Here is a 20,294-nt window from a genome sequence, read left to right on the forward strand (position 1 = left end):
GGGTCTCAGAGGCGCCGCGTCATCCGCATCGTGCCTTCATGGGCGGTAAATCCGGCGCGGGTGCCGAGGCGTTGCGCCGAAGCGTTGCCGCGGTCCACGTCGAAATGCAGGGCACGCAGGCCGGCGCCGCCAAGCGCGCGGGGCAGGGCGTGCAGCAGGTCCGACCCCATGCCGCGCCTTCGCACGGCGGGACGGATGTAAAGCTCTTCCACGGTGCCGTCGAGCCCTCCGAAGGCCAGCGACCATCCGAAGGTGACGATGACATAGCCCACCGGCGCGCGCGCCGGACCTATGAGATAGGCCACCCCGTGCGGGCTTTCGTCCAGAAGCGGGCAAAGCGCATCGGCGCGGGCCTCGTCGCTTTGCTCTACCCCCTGTTCGGCGTGATGTGCGGCGATCAGGGGCAGCAGCCGGCCGAGATCGCCGGGTTTGGCCAGATGCAGGGCGGTGGACATGGCCGGACTCTCCAATGCGCGGTTGCGGATCCGCTGCACCGTGGCGGGGGCCGGCGCGAGAGTCCACCGCATTGCCGCCCGTCAGGTCGCGATATAGCGGTCGCGGCGGTGGTTCATGCCGATGATGAGGTTGGTCACGATCGCCCCGGCCAGAGAAAACGCCACCAGCGGCGCGTCGAGCACGAAAAAGGCGGCGGCAAAGAGCACAGCGTCAAAGAGGAGCTGCGTCCAGCCGGCCTGAAACCCGATCCTGTCCTGAAGATAGAGCCCCAGCACCCCGACCCCGCCGAGAGAGGCGCCGTGGCGAAACAGCACGATCAGCCCCATGCCCGCCAGCGCCCCGGCCAGAAGCGCGCCGATGAGCGGGTCGAGATGGGCGAAGGTGACAAAGCGCGGCAATACCGTGGCGATGGCCGACAAAAGCCCCACGGCGATGAAGCTCTTGACCGTGAAGCGCGGCCCCATGCGCAGCCAAGCCAGCAAATAGAAGGGCAGGTTGATCACGAAAAACACCGGCCCGAAGCCCCAGCCGGTGACATAGCTCAGAAGCACGCCAAGCCCGGCGGTCTGCCCGGTGATGATGCCCAGATGGGTCAGCATGGTCATCGCAAGCGCGCAGAGTGTCGTGCCGGTGACGAAGGCGAACGCATCCTCAAGCACACTGTGCGCCGGGGCGTTGCGGTGCGGCTCGTTGCGGGTGTCGGTCTGGCTCATGGCACAGCCTTACGCGCCCTGCCGCCAAAGGAAAAGCCGCCCCCCGAGGGGAGCGGCCATTTGTCTTGCATGTCGGCAGGGGCGTGTCAGCCCGCGAGCGATTTGTTGAGTTTCTCGTCGACCTTTTCGAGAAAGCCCATGGTGGTGAGCCATTTCTGATCGGGACCGACGAGAAGCGCCAGATCCTTTGTCATGAAACCCGATTCGACGGTATCCACGACAACCTTTTCCAGTATGGTGGCGAAGGTCATCAGCGCGTCGTTGCCGTCGAGCTTCGCGCGGTGCTTGAGCCCGCCGGTCCAGGCGTAGATCGAGGCGATGGAGTTGGTGGAGGTTTCCTCGCCCTTCTGGTGCTGGCGATAGTGGCGCGTCACGGTGCCGTGGGCCGCCTCTGCCTCCATGATCTTGCCATCGGGGGTCATGAGCTGCGAGGTCATCAGGCCGAGAGAGCCGAAGCCCTGCGCCACGGTGTCCGACTGCACGTCGCCATCGTAGTTCTTGCAAGCCCAGACATAGCCGCCCGACCATTTCATCGCCGAGGCCACCATGTCGTCGATCAGACGGTGTTCGTAGTGGATACCCTTCTTCTTGAACGCCTCCTCGAACTCTGTCTCGTAAACCTCCTGGAAGATGTCCTTGAAGCGGCCGTCATAGACTTTCATGATCGTGTTCTTGGTGGACAGATACACCGGCCAGCCCATGTCGAGGCCATAGTTCAGCGATGCGCGGGCAAAGTCGTAGATCGACTGATCGAGGTTATACATGCCCATGTAGACGCCGGCCGACGGCGCGTCATAGACTTCATGTTCGATCACCTGACCGTCCTCACCGACGAATTTCATCGACAGCTTGCCCGGTCCGGGGAATTTCATGTCGGTGGCGCGATACTGATCGCCGAAGGCGTGGCGTCCGATCACGATGGGCTTGGTCCAGCCGGGCACGAGGCGCGGGACGTTCTGGCAGATGATCGGCGCGCGGAACACCACGCCGCCAAGGATGTTGCGGATCGTGCCATTGGGGCTGCGCCACATCTTCTTGAGGCCGAACTCCTCCACCCGCTGTTCGTCGGGGGTGATGGTGGCGCATTTCACGCCGACGCCGATTTCCTTGATTTTCTCGGCGGCGTCCACGGTGATCTGGTCATCCGTGCGGTCGCGTTCCTCGATTCCGAGATCGTAGTAGAGCAGATCGACATCGAGATAGGGCAGAATCAACTTCTGCTTGATGAAGTCCCAGATGATCCGGGTCATTTCATCGCCGTCGAGTTCGACGACGGGATTGTCCACCTTGATTTTGGTCATGGGAGTCCCTTCCTGTGGAGGTGAATCGGAATTGGGGGCGGTTTAGCCGATAAGATGCGGGCTGAAAAGATCGTATGCGGTTGTATACTGAAATGACGCATATGCCGCACACGTCCCGGGCGTCCGGGGGACGTCCTGCGCCTAGCGTTCCGGCAGGGACTTGCCCGCGGCCTTGAGCTTGGCGTTGAGCACACCGCGCGCGCGGGCCTCTGCGGTATGGACGCGCACAGCGGTCATGAACGCCTCGTGCATTGTGGAAGAAGACGCCTCCAGCACGTCGGCGATCTCCTGCACAAGCTGATCTGTGCCCAGTTCCTCGCGCGCGGCGAGAACATCGAGGGCCAGTCTTTCTGCAAGCTCTTCAAAATTGTCCATGCGGTTACCGTGTCGATTCGGTCAGGCGGCGTTTCACATAGTCGCTGACCGTGTCGATCATCGTGTCCATATACGGTTCCTCGAAGAAATGCCCGGCGCCTTCGATCTCCGAATGGGTGACGGTGATTCCCTTCTGTTCATGCAGTTTGTGAACAAGATGCCGTGTGTCGGGCGGTGGCGCGACGCGGTCGGCCGTGCCGTTGATGACCAGACCGGAGCTGGGGCAGGGCGCGAGGAAGGAAAAGTCATACATGTTCGCCGGGGGCGAGACGGAGACAAAGCCGGTGATCTCTGGCCGCCGCATCAGTAGCTGCATTCCGATCCATGCGCCGAAGGAAAAGCCCGCGACCCAACAGTGTTTGGAGTTCTGGTTCATCGACTGGAGGTAATCGAGCGCCGATGCCGCATCCGACAGCTCGCCCACGCCCTGATCGTATTCGCCTTGGCTGCGTCCCACGCCGCGGAAATTGAACCGCAGCACGGTGAACCCCAACTTGTAGAAGGCGTAGTGCAGGTTGTAGACAACCTTGTTGTTCATGGTGCCCCCGAACTGGGGGTGGGGGTGCAGGACAATGGCAATAGGCGCGTCATGTTCCTTTTGCGGATGGTAACGGCCTTCGAGGCGGCCTTCGGGACCGGGAAAAATAACCTCGGGCATAGGTGTTGCTGTCTCCTGCCAATAAGATGCCGGTCATTCTTGACGAATTCGCTAGGACACCTTAGAACAATTCTAACATTCTTATCCGGGTAAATCCGGAGCGTCTGCCGATCTAAGCTGTGTGACCGACAAGGTCAATCTGTTCGCTCAATTACGCTGGGAGCGCGTGACATGAAACTCTCTACAAAGGGCCGATATGCGGTGGTGGCACTGGCCGATATTGCGCTGCAGCCTGCGGGCTCGCTTGTCACGCTGTCGGATGTCTCGCGGCGGCAGAACCTCTCGCTGCCATATCTGGAGCAGCTTTTCGTGAAGCTGCGCCGCGCGGGCCTTGTGGAATCGGTGCGCGGGCCGGGGGGCGGATACCGGCTTGGCCGTCCGTCCACCGAGATCCGGGTGGTCGATATTCTTGCCGCCGTCGACGAAACGGTGTCGGCGCTGCATACCGGGGCCGGGGCCACCGGCGGGCTGTCGGGATCAAAGGCGCAGAGTATGGCCAACCGCCTTTGGGAAGGGCTGTCGGCGCAGGTCTATGTCTTTTTGCACCAGACGCGGCTTTCGGACGTGGTGCAAAACGATCTGGCCCCGTGTCCGGCGGTGCCGACGCTGTTTTCGGTTGTCGATGAGGATGCAGAAGCCCGCGAAGAGGCCGACCCCGCATGACCCGTGTCTACCTTGATCACAATGCCACCGGCCCGCTTCGGCCAGAGGCGCGCGCGGCGATGATCGCGGCGATGGACGTGGTGGGCAACCCGTCCTCCGTTCACGCGGAGGGGCGTGCGGCCAAGGCGCTATTGGAGCGGGCGCGCGGCGAGATCGCGGCGGCCTTCGGCGCGGATGGCGCGGATGTGATCTTTACTTCCGGCGCGACGGAGGCGGCGGCGCTGGCGCTCGCGGGTCGGGGCCTGCATGGCGGGGATATCGAGCATGACGCGGTGGCGGCGTGGATCGACGCCGATCTGCCGGTGGGGGCCTCTGGCGCGGTGCGGGTGGACGATCCCGCGCAATCGGTGCTGCAACGGGCCAATTCGGAAACCGGGATCGTACAGGATCTGCCGCAGGGGCTGGCGGTGAGCGACATGACGCAGGCGTTCGGAAAGCTGCCGGTCGCGTTCAACTGGTCGGGCGCGCAGATGGCGCTCGTCTCGGCGCACAAGCTGGGCGGGCCAAAAGGTATTGGCGCGCTGGTGATGCGGCGCGGCACGGATCTTGCGGCACAGCTTCGCGGCGGCGGGCAGGAGATGGGGCGCCGCGCGGGCACGGAGAACGTGATCGGCGCGGCCGGTTTTGCCGCGGCGGCCACGGCCGCGGCGCGGGATCTGGCCGCTGGCGTGTGGCAACGGGTCGCCGAATTGCGCGATATGATGGAAGAGACCCTTGCGACCGAGACAAAACACACCATTTTTGTCGGGAAAGAGGTGAAACGGCTGCCGAACACAAGCTGCTTTGCCACGCCCGGCTGGAAAGGCGAGACTCAGGTGATGCAGATGGATCTTGCGGGCTATGCCGTCTCGGCAGGCTCGGCCTGCTCGTCGGGCAAGGTCCGCGCCAGCCGGGTGCTTGCCGCAATGGGACATGACGAGGCCACGGCGGCCAGCGCGATTCGCGTGAGCCTTGGCCCGCAGACGAGCGAACAGGACGTGCTGGGCTTTGCCGAAACATGGCTGGCCCGGTTCAGGAAACACCGCGCACGCGCGGCATGAGTGAGAAAGGAGACCGTCACATGGCCACTCTGGACCAGACGACAGAGGTGAAGGAAGGAGTCGATCAGGAAACGGTCGATGCCGTGCGCGAGGTCGGCGGAAAATACAAATACGGCTGGGAAACCGATATCGAGATGGATTATGCCCCCAAGGGGCTGACCGAGGATATCGTGCGGCTGATCTCGACCAAGAACGAGGAGCCGCAGTGGATGACCGACTGGCGGCTTGAAGCCTATCGGCGCTGGCTGTCGAAGAAAGAGCCTGAGTGGGCGATGGTGGACTATCCGCAGATCGACTTTCAGGACCAGTATTACTATGCCCGTCCCAAGAGCATGGAACAAAAGCCCAAGTCGCTCGACGATGTCGATCCCAAGCTGCTTGACACCTATGCCAAGCTGGGCATCCCGCTCAAGGAGCAGATGATCCTCGCAGGCGTGGAAGGCGCGGGCGACACCCCGGCAGAGGCGCGCGACGGCGAGCGCAAGGTCGCGGTGGACGCGGTGTTCGATTCCGTGTCCGTTGGCACGACCTTCCAGAAGGAGTTGAAGAACGCCGGCGTGATCTTCTGTTCCATCTCCGATGCGATCCGCGATCATCCCGAGCTTGTGAAGAAATATCTCGGCAGCGTCGTGCCGGTGAGCGACAACTTCTATGCCACGCTCAACTCGGCCGTGTTTTCGGACGGATCGTTCGTCTATGTGCCGCCGGGGGTGCGCTGCCCGATGGAGCTGAGCACCTATTTCCGTATCAATGCGGAAAACACCGGGCAGTTCGAGCGCACGCTGATCATCGCCGACAAGGGCGCCTATGTCAGCTATCTCGAAGGCTGCACCGCGCCGCAACGCGACAAGAGCCAGCTTCACGCCGCGGTGGTGGAGATCATCGCGCTGGAGGATGCGGAGGTGAAATACTCCACCGTGCAGAACTGGTATCCCGGCGATGAAGACGGCAAGGGCGGCATCTACAACTTCGTGACCAAGCGAGCCGACTGTCGCGGCGATCGGTCCAAGGTAATGTGGACGCAGGTGGAAACCGGGTCGGCGGTGACATGGAAATACCCGTCCTGCATCCTGCGCGGCGATGACAGCCAGGGCGAATTCTATTCGATCGCCATCACCAACCACCATCAGCAGGCCGACACGGGCACGAAGATGGTGCATCTGGGGCGCAACACCCGAAGCCGGATCGTATCCAAGGGGATCAGCGCCGGACAGGCGCAGAACACCTATCGCGGGCTTGTCTCGATGCATCCGAAAGCCAAGAACAGCCGCAACTTCACGCAGTGCGACAGCCTTCTGATCGGCGACAGATGCGGCGCGCATACGGTGCCCTACATCGAGGTGAAGAACAATTCGAGCCGGGTGGAGCATGAGGCGACGACCTCCAAGGTGGACGACGAGCAGATGTTCTATTGCCGCCAGCGGGGCATGGACGAGGAAGAGGCCGTGGCGCTGATCGTGAACGGCTTTGCCAAGGAAGTGCTTCAGGCGCTGCCAATGGAATTCGCCATGGAAGCGCAGCAACTCGTGGCGATCAGCCTTGAAGGCTCTGTCGGGTAACGACCGCGCCGCACCGCACAAACGGAATGGACGGGCCTTTGCGCCCGGGAAATGCGAAGGACTATATAATGTTGGAAATCAAGGGCCTGAACGTCAAACTTGAAGAAGAGGATAAGCAAATTCTCAAGGGTGTGGATCTGTCGGTCGAGGCCGGGACAGTGCATGCGATCATGGGGCCGAACGGCTCTGGCAAATCGACGCTGTCCTATGTGCTCTCTGGCCGCGACGGCTATGTGGTGACCGAGGGGAGCGCGACGCTCGAAGGGCACGATCTGCTTGATCTGGAACCCGAGGAGCGCGCCGCGATTGGCCTGTTTCTGGCCTTTCAGTATCCGGTGGAAATTCCCGGTGTGGGCAACATGACCTTCCTGCGTACCGCCGTGAACGCGCAGCGTAAGGCGCGCGGTCTCGAAGAGATGAACGCGACCGAGTTCCTCAAGTTGATCCGTCAGAAGGCCAAGGAGCTTCAGATCGACGCCGACATGCTCAAGCGTCCGGTCAACGTCGGCTTTTCGGGCGGCGAGAAGAAACGCAACGAGATCCTTCAGATGGCCATGCTGGAGCCGAAGATGTGCATCCTGGACGAAACCGACTCCGGCCTTGACGTGGATGCGATGAAACTGGTGGCCGACGGTGTGAACGCGCTGCGCGGCGCAGGGCGCGGGTTCCTCGTGATCACCCACTATCAGCGCCTGCTGAACCATATTCAGCCCGATGTGGTGCATATCATGTCCGATGGCCGTATCGTGAAGTCCGGCGGGCCGGAGCTTGCGCTCGAGGTCGAGGAAAACGGCTATGGCGACATTCTCTCCGAGGTGGCGTGATGGCATTGGCACAACCCAAGATCACCGCCACCGAGGAGCGTCTGTCCGCGCTGCGCCTGCCCGAAAGCGGCGTATGGCTGGCTCGTGCGCGGGGGGCCGCGCAGGACCGGGTGAGGACCATGGGCCTTCCCGCGGCGCGCGACGAATACTGGAAATTCACCCCGCCGGGAACGCTGGTGCAACCCGAAGCCCCGCAGGCCGCGGTATTCCGCCATGACGAGGCGCCGGTGTTTGATGGAATCGAGCGGCTGAAGATCGTCTTCGTGGATGGCGTGTTCGATGCGGCGGCCTCCGACCCGCTGGAGGGCGAGGGGCTTCAGATCGAGCGGCTCGCCGATGTCGCGGCGCAGGACATCCACTGGGCCCGCGATCTCTATGGCGTGCTGGAAACGCGCGGACAGACGCCGGTGGACCGCCCGCTTGCCGCGCTCAACACCGCCTATGCGAGCGATGGTATCCTGATCCGTGTCACGGGCCATGTGAGCAAACCTGTCAGCCTGATTTATCACCACGAATCAACATCTTCCGATGCGATTCTGCACCATGTCATGAAGGTGGAGGAGGGAGCCTCCCTCACTCTTTTGGAAAACGGGCCGGCAGCGGCGCGGTTCAACAAGGTGATGGAGGTCGACGTGGCCGACAGCGCCGCGTTTCATCATGTGCGTGCGCAGGGGCGCGATCACGAACGCCGCGCGGCAACCCATATCTTTGCCCGGCTGGGGCGGGAGAGCACGTTCAAATCCTTCACGCTGACCGTCAACGGCAAGATGACGCGGAACGAATGCGTGATCGAACTGACGGGTGACGACGCGGTGGCGCATGTGGCCGGCGCGGCGCTTGGCGACGGGGATTTTCACGGTGACGATACGGTGTTTGTCACCCATGACGCGGTAAATTGCGAATCGCGGCAGGTGTTCAAGAAGGTGCTGCGCAACGGCGCCACCGGCGTGTTTCAGGGCAAGATCCTCGTCAAACCGGGCGCGCAGCAAACCGATGGCTATCAGATCAGCCAGTCGCTTCTGCTCGATGGCGACAGCCAGTTCCTCGCCAAGCCAGAGCTTGAGATCTACGCCGACGATGTGGCCTGTTCGCATGGCAGCACCTCCGGCGCGATCGACGAGGATGCGCTGTTCTACCTGCGCGCACGGGGGATTCCCGGCAACGTCGCCACCGACCTTCTGACGCTGGCCTTTCTGGCCCAGGCGGTGGACGAGATCGAGGACGAGACATTGCGCACCGAAATGGCGGCGCGTCTCGAAGGTTGGCTCTCGCGGCGCAGCGGCTGATGTCGGTGACGCGCGATATGCTGGCCACCTATCGCGGCCCGCAAAAGGTCATCGCCCGGTTTCTCGACGCCGGCCCGCGCGAGGACCGGGCGCTTGCCTTTCTGATGGCGGGCTGCGGGCTGGTGTTCGTGGCGCAATGGCCAAGGCTCGCACGGCAGGCACATCAGAGCGGCGAGGCGCTCAACCCGCTTCTGGGCGGCAGCCTGATGGCGTGGGTGTTCATCGCGCCGCTGGCCTTCTATTTTCTGGCGTTCCTGAGCCTGTTGCCGTTTCGGCTTTTGCGACGCGAGGTTACAGGTTATGCCGCGCGTCTGGCGCTCTTCTGGGCGTTGCTGGCCTCTGCCCCGATTTTATTGTTACATGGGATGATCGCAGGGTTTATCGGACCGGGACCCGGGGAAAAAGCGGTCGGGTTGATCTGGCTGCTGGTCTTCGGCTGGTTCTGGATCGCGGGGCTGGTTCAGGCAGGAAGGAACGCGACGTGATCGACACCCTCAGACCTCTTTTCATCGAGACGATCCGGGCACCGGCGCGGGCGGGCGCGATGCTGATGGAGACAAACCTGCCGCGCGCGACTCTCTGGTCGGCGCTGGTATTGGCCTGCATCCTCAATACGCTGATCTTCTTCGTCTCCACCGCGCTATTTCCAGCCCCCTCCGCCGGGATGCTCTTGCCGCTGTCATCCTCGCCGGTGATGGTGCTGACGCTGCTTCTTGCCACAACCGTGTTGACGATCATCATGCTGTTCTGGGGCGGACGGGCACTTGGCGGCGCGGCGCGATTCGAGGACGTTTTGGGCATGATCACATGGTTGCAGTTCATGCGCCTCGCCGTTCAGGTCGCGGCGCTCGTGTTCATGTTCCTGCTGCCGGGTCTGGCGGCGCTTCTGGTGATGGGGGCGGGGATTTACGGGATATGGATTCTGCTCAATTTCATGAATGTCGCCCATGGGTTCGACAGTCTTGGCAGGTCCGCTATGTTGCTGGTCGTTGCCCTGATCGGGATTTCGATCGGACTGACACTACTTTTGTCGCTGATCGGCGTGACGGCGATGGGAATGGACTGAACGATGTATGACTTGAACAAGATCCGTGCCGATTTTCCAATTCTAGCGCGCGAGGTGAACGGCAAGCCGCTCACATATCTCGACAATGGGGCCTCGGCGCAAAAGCCGCAGGTGGTGATCGACGCGATCACGCAGGCCTATTCCATGGAATATGCCAATGTTCACAGAGGTTTGCATTACCTTTCCAATCTGGCCACCGACAAGTACGAGGGCGTGCGCGGAACCATTGCTCGCTTTCTCGGGGCGGCCAGTGAGGATGAGATCGTCCTTAATACCGGTACCACCGAAGGCATCAACATGGTCGCCTATGGCTGGGCCATGCCGCGGATGGAGCCGGGCGACGAGATCGTGCTGAGCGTGATGGAGCATCACGCCAATATCGTGCCCTGGCATTTCCTGCGCGAACGACAGGGCGTGGTCCTGAAATGGGTCGAAGTGGACGCGCAGGGCCATCTTGATCCGCAGGCCGTGATCGACGCCATTGGACCGAAGACGAAGCTTGTCGCAATTACCCATTGTTCCAACGTGTTGGGGACCGTTGTTGATGTGAAATCCGTTTGCGCCGGCGCCCACGAAGAGGGCGTTCCGGTGCTGGTGGACGGCTCTCAGGGGGCGGTGCATCTGCCGGTGAATGTCGCTGACATGGGGTGCGATTTCTATGCCATCACCGGGCACAAGCTCTATGGGCCGACCGGGTCCGGCGCGATTTATGTGCAAAAGGACCGCATGGCCGAGATGCGCCCCTTCATCGGTGGCGGCGACATGATCAAGGAGGTGAGCCGCGACGCGGTGACCTATAACGACCCGCCGATGAAGTTCGAGGCCGGCACCCCTGCGATCGTGCAGATCATCGGGCTTGGTGTGGCGCTGGACTATATGATGGATCTCGGCATGGACAATATCGCCGCGCATGAAGCCGGGCTCCGAGATTATGCCATGACGCGTTTCAATGGGTTGAACTGGTTGAACATCCAAGGGCAAACATCTGACAAGGCGGCGATTTTCAGCATGACACTGGACGGTGCCGCACACGCCCACGACATCTCGACCATTCTCGACAAGAAGGGTGTCGCCGTGCGCGCCGGGCATCATTGCGCCGGGCCGCTGATGGATCATCTGGGCCTGACCGCGACCTGCCGGGCCTCCTTCGGGCTCTACAACACGCGCGAAGAGGTCGATCGTCTGATCGAGGCGCTGGAACTGGCGCATGAGCTTTTTGCCTGACGCTTTTTCGATTGCGACGGCTGGCGAGCGTCGATATACCCCGCTTTAAGGCACCTGTAGCTCAGCTGGATAGAGCGCTGCCCTCCGAAGGCAGAAGTCAAGGCTGGTAATGCTTGGTTGTGTTGGAAGAAAGAAGTGACTAAACAACGGTTTGAGCGAATGTCGGGTTTGCTCTTCATGTCGACGAAATTCTTGCGTAAGCATGGCGTAAGCAACTCGCGAACGGTATGCACCCGTAGCTCAGCTGGATAGAGCGCTGCCCTCCGAAGGCAGAGGCCAGAGGTTCGAATCCTCTCGGGTGCGCCAAAAAACAATATAAATCAATAATTTACACTTCTGCGCATTTTTGGACCTAGTGCTTGCGTGGGAAATTCGCGTAAGCAGTGCAATTGCGGCAGTGAGCTGAAGCTGTATCGATAGCCCATCGAATCTTGACCGCGGCCTCCTGGTCGTAGGCGCATGACTTCAGCGCTCCTTGCATGGCCTTCTTTGATCTCGCCAAGCATCGCATCGAGAAAGACGGAGCTGCTGGATCCGGCAGGCACTGCAGGGGATATGGCGGCAGACCAAATTTTCGTGTGCACTGTGTGTGCATCGTGTCGTCGTAGAGGGGCAAATTCTGACATACTGCGCCGTATTCCAGCGTAGTCATATCCGCCGTTAGCAGTTTGCCCAAAGAGGAGTATCTACTGTAAAACAATATGTTAGAATGAGAGGCGGCCCGATGATGGATTGTAAAGATTTAAATTTAATTTCAATATGTTGTGTGATGCCGTGTGCGGCACATGTTCATGTTTTGATCGCGTGATAGCGTGCTGCATCGCGTCTCTTACGGTCGGATCGGGGATCATCAGTTGTTTCTGGCCGGCGACGCGAGCGGCATCCGCGCGCTGATGCACTAGGCTGCCGACGAAGGCCATATCGCGGGCTGCATGGCTGCGCTAGATTCAACTGGAACCGAATTTGCCGGGCGTACTTCCCTATCCATCGTGTACTCAACTCCACAAGTCGCGCATATCGGCGCGACGCTCTCCGATCTGGAGGATAGCGACTTAGAAACGGCGAGCTTCGATATATCAGAACAAGCACGCGCGTATGCCCAGACCAGCTGTGGTGTATTGCGCATCTATGCCACCTGTGACACGGGACAGCCTTTGGGTGCGGGGATTTGTACGCCCGCCGCCGAGCACCTGGCCCATCTGCTGTCATTGGCGGTCGAAGGTGGCAGGCATGCTGGCGATGCCGTTATACCATCCCATTCTCGAGGACGTGCTGCGCAGCGCTTTGCGTGATTTGGCAAAGGCTGCGTCCGGGGCCGGTGGGTCCGCCCTTTCGGGCTGCGCGGCAATCAGACATGATACACTGGATTGACATCGGCGGACCTTTCGGTACCGCAGAGGCTTACGAACTCTTTCGTTGTTCAAGGTCGGCGTGGACCTGTCTTTGGCGGCCTTCCCGGGTATTGGCCGTAAAGTTTGGCCAGGCATCTGTCCTGACGCGTCACTTGTTTCCGAGGACCGTTGCCAATGCCATCGAAAGTGGCCAGCGGTTCATCGTGTAGACATGCATCTCGGGCGCGCCATAGGCGATCAGCTGCCGGGCATGTTCGCTCGTCATGGTCGCCGCAAGATAGGGTTCAAGTTCGGGCGTGGTCTCGGCGCGGGCGAAAAGTTGGCAGCCAATCCGGCACCATTGCCCCGTTCATCCGCGCAAAGCGTTTCAGGCGGGGCCATCTTTCCAGCGGCATCAGCCCCGGAACGATGGGCTCATCGACCCCGTGCTGCCCGCAGTCCTCAAGGAACCGACTGTAGGTTGCCGGGTCCAGTACGAACTGGCAAAACGCGGACCCGGCCCCGGCATCCAGCTTGCGCTTGAGATACCCGATATCCTGGTCCAGCGTTTCGGCTTCGGGATGCGTTTCGGGATGCGCCGCCACGGCGATTTCGAAGTCATGCCTCGTGCGCAACGCCTCCACCAGTTCGGACGCATGGTCGAACCCCGGCGGCAAGCCCCCGGATTCTCCCTTGGGGCGATCCCCACGCAGCGCGAGGATGCGCCGGATTCCACGCGCCCATAGGTCGTCAGCCGTGTTGAGTACCGCGTCGCGCGACAGGCCCAGCGATACCAGGTGCGCCATCACCGGACGACCTGTGCGTGTCGCGATCGCGGCCGCGGTATCAACGGTGCGGTCCCGCGTCGCGCCCCCTGAACTCATGGTCACCGAAAACCCACGACCCGCCAACGGGGCGAGCTGATCGACAGTGTGATGCAGTGCCATGCACAGGTCAGAGCTCTTGGGCGGAAACACCTCAAAACTCAGGGGAATGCGCCCCCGCATCTCGTAGAGATCTTGCAGCAGGGCGTCTTTGGTCTGGCTGGCGCGTATTCTGTCGATCACGAATCTTTTCCTTGCATGCTGCGAGCCGTGGCATGTCTCAACATTTACGTCGTCAAAAACCGTGGCAACGCGTGCACGCCCGGGTCTGCACCGGGACGATCGCTGTAGTCATAAGCCCTCACCAGCGGATCGGCCTGTTCAAACATTGCAACCAGACGCTATTCACTCCAGGGGTGCACATGCACGTCCCGTCCTGAATGCTCCTTCATGATCTTGACCGCCAGTTCCTCGTGCTCTTTGTCGCGGGTGCGCACCCACATGAGAATGCCACCATGCCGGATTTGATTTTCGTAATATTCCCGGTGTTTCTTGTCGACGCGGCTGGCAAGAAGTGTCCCGATCACCGCTGACGGCGCCCCCCAGATTGCGATGGCGGCGATCGAGGCCGCGAGCGTACTCACCGGGGTCAGCATCGCGGCCATCGCGATATAGGACCCGACAAAGAAGAACCCGCCCGCAATGGCCCCTTCAAGCTCTCCCATCGCCTCTTCAGAGACGAAATGTGCTCTGGGGGCTCTGGGGTCATCTTCGAGCTCCGGTGCCCGCCAATAGGCCGACCCGAGTTTTTCCTCCAGCGTGTCCTGTTCTCCCAGAAGGCTGATGTCGGAATGGTGGAAACCCACGCTGCGCAGGTCATAGAATGCCGCCTGCAAGCGTTCGAACGTGTCGAACACCCCGACCGCTTCGGGCACCTTGATAACGGTGACCTTATCTGCGTTGTCCTGTTCCTGCGCTGCCATTTCATCCTCCGTGAACTGTCTGTGACCGCGTCAATATCAGGGATGCATAGCAGTTCGGCGAGGGTCTATATGATCATCCGGGATGGGACAACTAGGCCCAAAGCCTCTGTTTCTGAGACCGCGAGAACGAGACCCAAGCAAATGGTCCGTTACCCGTCGCCGGTGACCGTGAGGCCGAGCAGGCGCCAGACCTGCATGCCACCGCGATAATAGAAAATGCGGTCGGCAGGGTATCCGGCCTCGACCATGTTGCGGATCGCAGTTGGCGACTGGCCACACCATATCCCGTTGCAAAACAGTGCAACGCGCTTTGCCTGCTCGCAGTCCCACCCGTCAAAATCCGGCTCGCAGCCCAACCGGGCCAGTTCGTCCAGAACGTATGTATAGGGAATGTTGATCGCGCCCGGGATCGTTCCGCTCGCGAACCAGTCGCTGGTTCGGCTATCGACCACCACGGCCTCCTGATCCTGTAGAATCTCGATCAACTCGAGTTCGCCGATCGTGGTCACACCCTCCAGCGGGCTGTGCGGCTGAATGCAAAATTCGGGACAGGGACGTGAGGTCAGTGCCCATTCGCCGCTGATCGTGTTTTCGGTGTCCTGGATCCTGTTGATCTCCACCGGGCCATTCGCGGTTTGCAGGGTGACCGACAGCATATCTTTGGTGATCCCGACGGCACCGTCCGCTATCGCCGTCCCCGCCGCCAGCGTCAGACAGAGTGCCAAGGCAAGTTTCTTCATCGTGCTATCCTCCAGATCCAGTCTTGTTCCAGACAACAGCCTATCCGGTCAAAAAGCCCTCAGCCACCATCATCCGTCTTTGGCACCTTGGTGCGTTCATTTCACCCTGGGCCTAATGTCTGGCCATGGCTGGCTGGCCGACCGATGTCGCGAGACGATCAGTCAGCCAACGTCCGCTCGGGATCAGGCGAACCACCAGCGGTGATAGCCCCGCGCGCCGTCGAGTTCCCAGACCGAGGCGATGCTTTCGGTGTGCATGACGTTGTCGCGCCGCGCCGAGGTGCGGTTTCGGAAAAATGGCACGATGGTGCCGCCATCATCGCGGCACAAGGACTGCATCTCGGCGTATATCTCGGCGCGCAAAGCTTCGTCGAGTTCGGACTTGGCCTGAAGCAGCAAGGTGTTGAACCGTTCGTTTTCCCAATGGCTTTCATTCCAGTCAGCCCCGGCCTTGTACGCCAGCGAGAACATCACGTCCGGTGTGGGGCGCGCGGCCCAGGATACGACGCAGAACGGCTTTTTCAGCCACACATTCGACCAATACCCATCGGCCGGCTCCTGATTCACCTTGATGTCGAGACCGGCGGGGCGCGCCTGTTCGGCGAAGAGGGAACACATGTTCGTGGCCCGTGACAGCAGTGTGTCATTGACCGAGATCTGCACCGAGAGCCGGTCATGACCGGCCTTCTTGAGATGATAGCGTGCGCGGTCGAGGTCCTGTTCCCGCTGTGGCAGGTCGGCATGATACGGGATCGTCGTGCCAATCGGATGATCGTTGCCGATCACCCCGCGCCCGAACAGGATCTTGTCGACGATTTCCTGACGGTTCATCGCGTGCTTGAGCGCGAGCCGCACGTTGACATCGTCGAACGGGGCCACGTCGCAGAACATCGGCATTGTGATATGCGTGCCCGAGGGCACATCGTCGAGAATGACCCCGGGGGCCCGGGCCAGCATGGAGGCGGTCTTGAGGTCTATATCGGTCACCGCGTCGACATCGCCGGCGACGATCGCCGCCTGCCTTGCGTTGGGATCGTTGAGCACCGTCATCTCGATCGCGTCGAACCATGCCCCGCTGCCCGCGCGGTGCCGGCCGTCGTGCCGCTCGAACGCGGCACGGATGCCGGGCTTGAATTCGGTCACTTTGTAGGGACCGCAGCCGATACCGTTCGCCCAGTCGATGCCGCCATCCTCTGTCGCGGGCTGGATCACCAGATGGTAATCCGACAACAGATAGGGCAGGTCCGCATTGCCGGTCGAAAGGGTGAAGATCACCGCGTGTTCTCCGTCAGCGCGGATATCGGTGACGTCCGATAGAAGCGGTGCCACGGCCGAGGTCGTCTCGGGCCCTCGGTGGTGGTTCATCGAGGCGATCACGTCCTTTGCCGTGACTGCGCGCCCGTCGTGGAAGGTGGCGTTGCGCGACAGCTCGAATCGCCATTCGCTTCCGTCCTTGCCAAGGGCCTGCCAATCGGTGGCAAGGTCGGGTCCAAGCGTGTTCTCGTTGGTGATCTCAGTCAGATAGGCGCGGGCGACGTGGCTGGAGTGGATCATAAGGATGCTCGCCGTTGTGGCGGGATCCCAGCTATCCGTGCTGCTGCCGTCATGCACGCCGACGCGAAACGTGCCGCCCCGCGACGGTGCGGCGCGGGCCGGGCCGGACGCGACACCGAACAGCCCTGCGGCAAGACCGGACGCGGCGGCCCCCTTCAGCATGGACCGACGGTTGAGATCGAAATTAAAAGGAGTGCGGTATGTCGTGAAGAACCTCCGTGTTGGCTACAGGCGAAGGACCTAGCCCGTTACCACACCGTCGCCCACCACGATCTGCCGCTGACAGAGGTCTGCGATCTTCTCGTCATGGGTCGAGATCAGGAATGTGGTGCCCTCCTCGCGGTTGATCTGTGCGATGAGGTCCATCACCTGCATCGCCGAGACGCGGTCGAGATTGCCTGTCGGTTCGTCCGCCAGGACCAGTTCGGGGCTGTTCATCAGGGCGCGCGCCACGGCGACGCGTTGCTTCTGGCCGCCAGAAAGCTTGGTGGCGGGAAAGTCGATTCGGTCTGCCAGCCCCATGCGGATGAGCAGGGCGCGTCCGCGCGCGCGGGCCTGCGATGTCTCGCGGCCCTCGCGCACGGCTGTGGGGAAGATCACGTTTTCCAGCGCGGTGAAATCGGGCAGCAGGTTATGGAACTGAAAGACAAAGCCGATATGGCGGTTGCGAAACTCGGTCAATGCGCGGTCGTCGGCGGCGATGAGATCCTGGCTCAGCATCAGATACTGGCCCGATGTGGGTTTCATCAACGTACCCAGGATCCTCAGAAGCGTGCTCTTGCCTGATCCGGAGGGGCCAAGCAGAGCTGCCATCTCACCTCGCTCCAGATGCAGCGAGAGGCCGCGCAGCACGCGGGTTTCGGCCTCGCCGGTCCCGAAGGTCTTGACCAGATCGCGGACATCCAGCAGCGCGCTCATTGGCCGATCGCCGTGACGGGATCGACCCGCGCCGCTGAGCGGGCAGGCAGGATCGAGGCGAGGATCGCGCCGATCACCGTGAGGGTGATGGCCAGCCCGTAGGACCCCTGGGTGATGTCCATCGGCAGGGTGCCCGGCTCGAACGCCTCGCGCGGGGGGAAGGGCAGCAGCGCGAGATAACCCAAGGCCGCCCCCATGACGCCGCCCATCAGCCCGACAAGCGCGCCCTGCGCCACGAAGACAAAGACAACAAAGCCGCGCCCCGCGCCCATGGCGCGCATGATGCCGATTTCCGGGCGGCGTCGATAGGTCGAGAGCAAGAGCGCCGAGGCGACACCGATCACTATGGTGATGAGCGCAAAGGTCTTTAGGAAATAGCCGGTCTGCGCCTGCGCATCGAGCGCCTCCATCAGCTGTTCGGCACCGTCGGTCCAGGGCACGGCATCCAGCCCGGTGAGGCTGCGGATGCGCGCGGCCTTGGCATCGGCGGCGTTGAGATCGAAAAGCTTGATCTCGATCCGGCTGGCCCCCTGCGGCATGGTAAAGAGGGTGCGCGCGGTCGAAAGGCTGACAAAGGCACGCGCCCCGTCGAGCGCGCCGTTGCCGGTCTCGAAGATGCCCGAGAGCGTGAGCAGGGCGGTGACACCCTGGGAACTTTCCAGTCGTAGCGGTTGGCCCAGCGACAGGTCGAGATCCTCGGCCAGTTCCCGGCCAAGGACGATCAACCCCGAGCCCACACGCGCCCGCCCCTCGACCATATAGCCGGGAAGATCGAGGATCGCGGCCTCGCGTCCCGGCTCGATCCCGGTCACGCTGACCTGCTCGACCTGCGCGCCGCGCGTGAGAAAGCCCGCCCCGGTGATCTGTGGCGAGACCGCCTTGACCCCCGGCACGCCCTCGATCAGCGGCAGCCAGGTGGCGGCCTCGGCCAGAGAGGCGGTGCGCGTGCGACCGCGCTGTGCCACGACGAGGACATAGCCCTCGGGCGCGATCAGGATTGCCGGATCGTCAGGTTCGGCCTCGATGGTGACATGTGCGATATCGCCCACCGTGCGCGACAGGATGAATTGCGCAAGCCCGCCGATCAGCGCCGACATGAAGATGAAGATGAAAACCCCGACCGCCACCCCCAACACCAGAAGCGCGGTCTGCGCCTTGTTCGCGGTCAGGTAACGCGCCGCGATCTTGAGCGCGTATAGCATCAGGGCTGCTCCATCGTCACGGCCTGACCGGGGGTGATTCCATTGGCCTCGGTCATGAGGCGGTCGCCCTCGGCAAGACCCTCGGTGACGATGAGCCGCGCGGCGGGCCAGTCCACGACGGAGACGGGCCGGAACATGGCGCGGCCCTCTCGCAGAAGGAAAACGCCGGTCTTGCCCTCCACCTCCGTCAGCGCGCTGCGCGGCACGGTCAGCGCCGCCGCGCGCGTCTCCACGATGATGTTGGTCGCGACGGTCAGCCCTATCGGAGCGATGATCGGCGTGTCGAACGAAAGCTCCACCGCCAGCCCGCCGGTGGCGATATCGACCCGGCGCGAGACATAGCTCACGCGCCCGGCGCGGGTCTGTGTCTCTCCGGCGAGTTGCAGCACGGCGGGCTGGCCGGTGGCGATCTGCGTGGCATAGGCCTCGTCCACATCGGCCTCGACCAGCAGTGTGCCGAGATCGGCGAGGGTCATCAGGGGGGTGGAAGGGCCGACGAGTTGCCCCTGTTCCACGTCGAGTTCCACCACATGGCCAGCGACAGGCGCACGGATGGTGTGGTTCTCGAGCGCGATGCGCGCCTGATCGAGTGCGGCGCTGAGGCGGGCCACCTCCTGCGTGGCCGCCTCGAGCTTGTGGGCATAGGTGTCACGCACGGACCGCGCCACTGTGGTGTCGAGCGCAGCAGCGCGGTCGAATTCGGCGCGCGCCTCGGCCCGCGCATCCCGAGCCGCATCCAGCCGGGCCTGCGCTTGACGCAACAGCGTGCGCTGCGCGTCAGCGTCGATCTGCGCGAGGGTATCCCCGGCCTCGACGGCATCACCCTCGGCCACGGGCAGCGCCGTGAGTGTGCCGGTCACGGTCGGCGTGACCTCGACCGAGTTCTCCGCAGCAATCCGCCCGTTGACCGCTAGGACACGCGTGACCGGCGCGGGCGCGACAGTCTCGACCGGCACGACCGGCGGGCGGTTCATCCAATTCTGGGCCAGCACCAGCGCCGCCAAGCCCAGCCCGAGAGCGGCGAGCAAGACCCAGATCCGCCAGCGGAGCGATGCCTTGGGACGTTCGCGTCGCAATGACGGGACAAGCTGCCCGTGCGTCTGCTGCGGCGCAGACATCTCTGCGCCGTCCTTGGTCATGGATTTTTCATCAGCCGGGGCCAAATTGGCTTCCTTTCCGACAGGACGTGCGACCCGGTCCACCGAGGCGGGCGCGGTGCCGTCACCTTAGAGTCTGATTCAAAACTATCTGAGCATTATTAATCCCTTGCGAGATGGCGTGTGACGCGTCGAATGTGGGCGATTGTGATCCACGCCTCTGCGCTGGCGATGGATTTTTCCCAATCTTTTGACAGGCGGCGGCATCGGCCCAGCCAAGCAAGGGTGCGCTCGACCACCCATCGGTGTGGCAGAACCTCGAACCCGTCGGCGGTGTCGGAGCGTTTGACGATCTGGACGCTCCAACGTCCGATGGCTTTCAGCGCATCGCGCAGTTTGGGTCCTGCATAACCGCCATCCGCAAAGACATGGCGCAGCATGGGGGAGCGCGATGCAACGGCTCTCAACACATCCGGCGCG

The 20,294-nt window shown here is 62.3% G+C and carries 22 protein-coding genes and 1 tRNA gene; 10 read left to right on the forward strand and 13 right to left on the reverse strand.

All coding sequences use genetic code 11. From position 1 onward, the window contains the following. Window positions 1-5 precede the first annotated feature (5 nt). From BMW66_RS06610 to BMW66_RS06630, 5 genes are all read right to left on the reverse strand, one after another. Window positions 6-527 (reverse strand): GNAT family N-acetyltransferase, encoded by a 522-nt coding sequence (locus BMW66_RS06610; protein WP_425441311.1) that lies wholly within the window; start codon window positions 525-527, stop codon window positions 6-8. Window positions 528-536: 9 nt separating this feature from the next. Beyond that, window positions 537-1,169: a YitT family protein gene (locus BMW66_RS06615; protein ID WP_093116698.1), complete on the reverse strand. Its 633-nt coding sequence runs from the start codon at window positions 1,167-1,169 to the stop codon at window positions 537-539. An 86-nt stretch (window positions 1,170-1,255) separates the two neighbouring features. Continuing rightward, complete coding sequence (locus tag BMW66_RS06620; RefSeq protein WP_093116700.1) at window positions 1,256-2,470, reverse strand: NADP-dependent isocitrate dehydrogenase; 1,215 nt, start codon at window positions 2,468-2,470, stop codon at window positions 1,256-1,258. A gap of 141 nt (window positions 2,471-2,611) precedes the next feature. Then, window positions 2,612-2,845, reverse strand: a complete 234-nt coding sequence (locus BMW66_RS06625) for a hypothetical protein (protein ID WP_093116703.1) — start codon at window positions 2,843-2,845, stop codon at window positions 2,612-2,614. Between the two features lie 4 nt (window positions 2,846-2,849). Next, complete coding sequence (locus BMW66_RS06630; RefSeq protein ID WP_093116705.1) at window positions 2,850-3,503, reverse strand: alpha/beta hydrolase; 654 nt, start codon at window positions 3,501-3,503, stop codon at window positions 2,850-2,852. A 171-nt stretch (window positions 3,504-3,674) separates the two neighbouring features. Here BMW66_RS06630 and iscR point away from each other — a divergent pair, with 171 nt between their 5' ends. The 10 genes from iscR (at window position 3,675) to BMW66_RS06685 (ending at window position 12,457) form a co-directional block, all read left to right on the forward strand. Next, window positions 3,675-4,166, forward strand: a complete 492-nt coding sequence (gene iscR, locus BMW66_RS06635; protein ID WP_093116708.1) for a Fe-S cluster assembly transcriptional regulator IscR — start codon at window positions 3,675-3,677, stop codon at window positions 4,164-4,166. Continuing rightward, a complete protein-coding gene (locus BMW66_RS06640) occupies window positions 4,163-5,206 on the forward strand; it encodes a cysteine desulfurase family protein (RefSeq protein WP_093116710.1) in 1,044 nt (347 codons plus the stop codon). Before iscR ends, BMW66_RS06640 begins: the two co-directional genes overlap by 4 nt. A gap of 20 nt (window positions 5,207-5,226) precedes the next feature. Next, the gene (sufB, locus tag BMW66_RS06645) at window positions 5,227-6,765 is read left to right on the forward strand and encodes a Fe-S cluster assembly protein SufB (protein WP_093116712.1); all 1,539 of its coding nucleotides are present in this window, start codon (window positions 5,227-5,229) and stop codon (window positions 6,763-6,765) included. A 68-nt stretch (window positions 6,766-6,833) separates the two neighbouring features. Next, window positions 6,834-7,589: a Fe-S cluster assembly ATPase SufC gene (gene sufC / locus BMW66_RS06650; RefSeq protein ID WP_093116714.1), complete on the forward strand. Its 756-nt coding sequence runs from the start codon at window positions 6,834-6,836 to the stop codon at window positions 7,587-7,589. Further along, entirely contained in the window at window positions 7,589-8,875 is a 1,287-nt protein-coding gene (gene sufD, locus BMW66_RS06655) for a Fe-S cluster assembly protein SufD (RefSeq protein WP_093116716.1), read from the forward strand. The genes sufC and sufD overlap by 1 nt, the downstream gene beginning before the upstream one ends. Then, window positions 8,875-9,360, forward strand: a complete 486-nt coding sequence (locus BMW66_RS06660; protein ID WP_093116768.1) for a YIP1 family protein — start codon at window positions 8,875-8,877, stop codon at window positions 9,358-9,360. The genes sufD and BMW66_RS06660 overlap by 1 nt, the downstream gene beginning before the upstream one ends. Then, complete coding sequence (locus BMW66_RS06665; RefSeq protein ID WP_093116718.1) at window positions 9,357-9,941, forward strand: Yip1 family protein; 585 nt, start codon at window positions 9,357-9,359, stop codon at window positions 9,939-9,941. The genes BMW66_RS06660 and BMW66_RS06665 overlap by 4 nt, the downstream gene beginning before the upstream one ends. Window positions 9,942-9,944: 3 nt before the next feature. Next, window positions 9,945-11,165 (forward strand): cysteine desulfurase, encoded by a 1,221-nt coding sequence (locus tag BMW66_RS06670; RefSeq protein ID WP_093116720.1) that lies wholly within the window; start codon window positions 9,945-9,947, stop codon window positions 11,163-11,165. Between the two features lie 229 nt (window positions 11,166-11,394). Then, window positions 11,395-11,471 (forward strand) — tRNA-Arg (locus BMW66_RS06680). A gap of 626 nt (window positions 11,472-12,097) precedes the next feature. Then, window positions 12,098-12,457, forward strand: a complete 360-nt coding sequence (locus BMW66_RS06685) for a hypothetical protein (RefSeq protein ID WP_093116722.1) — start codon at window positions 12,098-12,100, stop codon at window positions 12,455-12,457. 344 nt (window positions 12,458-12,801) lie between these two features. Here the strand turns inward: BMW66_RS06685 and BMW66_RS06690 are convergent, their stop codons facing one another. The 8 genes from BMW66_RS06690 to BMW66_RS06725 all read right to left on the reverse strand — a co-directional run. Next, complete coding sequence (locus tag BMW66_RS06690; protein WP_093116724.1) at window positions 12,802-13,563, reverse strand: methylenetetrahydrofolate reductase; 762 nt, start codon at window positions 13,561-13,563, stop codon at window positions 12,802-12,804. A gap of 158 nt (window positions 13,564-13,721) precedes the next feature. Next, window positions 13,722-14,303 carry a hypothetical protein gene (locus tag BMW66_RS06695; RefSeq protein WP_093116726.1) on the reverse strand — a complete coding sequence of 194 codons (582 nt, stop codon included), beginning with the start codon at window positions 14,301-14,303 and terminating at the stop codon, window positions 13,722-13,724. Between the two features lie 149 nt (window positions 14,304-14,452). Beyond that, window positions 14,453-15,043, reverse strand: coding sequence for a rhodanese-like domain-containing protein (locus tag BMW66_RS06700; protein ID WP_093116728.1), 591 nt, complete (start codon window positions 15,041-15,043; stop codon window positions 14,453-14,455). Window positions 15,044-15,226: 183 nt separating this feature from the next. Then, window positions 15,227-16,759: an ABC transporter substrate-binding protein gene (locus BMW66_RS06705; protein WP_093116730.1), complete on the reverse strand. Its 1,533-nt coding sequence runs from the start codon at window positions 16,757-16,759 to the stop codon at window positions 15,227-15,229. 78 nt (window positions 16,760-16,837) lie between these two features. Continuing rightward, window positions 16,838-17,515 carry an ABC transporter ATP-binding protein gene (locus BMW66_RS06710; protein WP_093116732.1) on the reverse strand — a complete coding sequence of 226 codons (678 nt, stop codon included), beginning with the start codon at window positions 17,513-17,515 and terminating at the stop codon, window positions 16,838-16,840. Further along, a complete protein-coding gene (locus tag BMW66_RS06715; protein ID WP_093116734.1) occupies window positions 17,512-18,717 on the reverse strand; it encodes an ABC transporter permease in 1,206 nt (401 codons plus the stop codon). The genes BMW66_RS06710 and BMW66_RS06715 overlap by 4 nt, the downstream gene beginning before the upstream one ends. Beyond that, window positions 18,717-19,856, reverse strand: a complete 1,140-nt coding sequence (locus tag BMW66_RS06720; RefSeq protein WP_245729394.1) for an efflux RND transporter periplasmic adaptor subunit — start codon at window positions 19,854-19,856, stop codon at window positions 18,717-18,719. The genes BMW66_RS06715 and BMW66_RS06720 overlap by 1 nt, the downstream gene beginning before the upstream one ends. Before the next feature lie 119 nt (window positions 19,857-19,975). After that, window positions 19,976-20,294, reverse strand: a 319-nt coding sequence (locus BMW66_RS06725) for a transposase (protein ID WP_139196130.1), incomplete at its 5' end; no start/stop codon positions are given.

Source organism: Salinihabitans flavidus (genome assembly GCF_900110425.1).
GTDB classification, from domain to species: Bacteria; Pseudomonadota; Alphaproteobacteria; order Rhodobacterales; family Rhodobacteraceae; genus Salinihabitans; species Salinihabitans flavidus.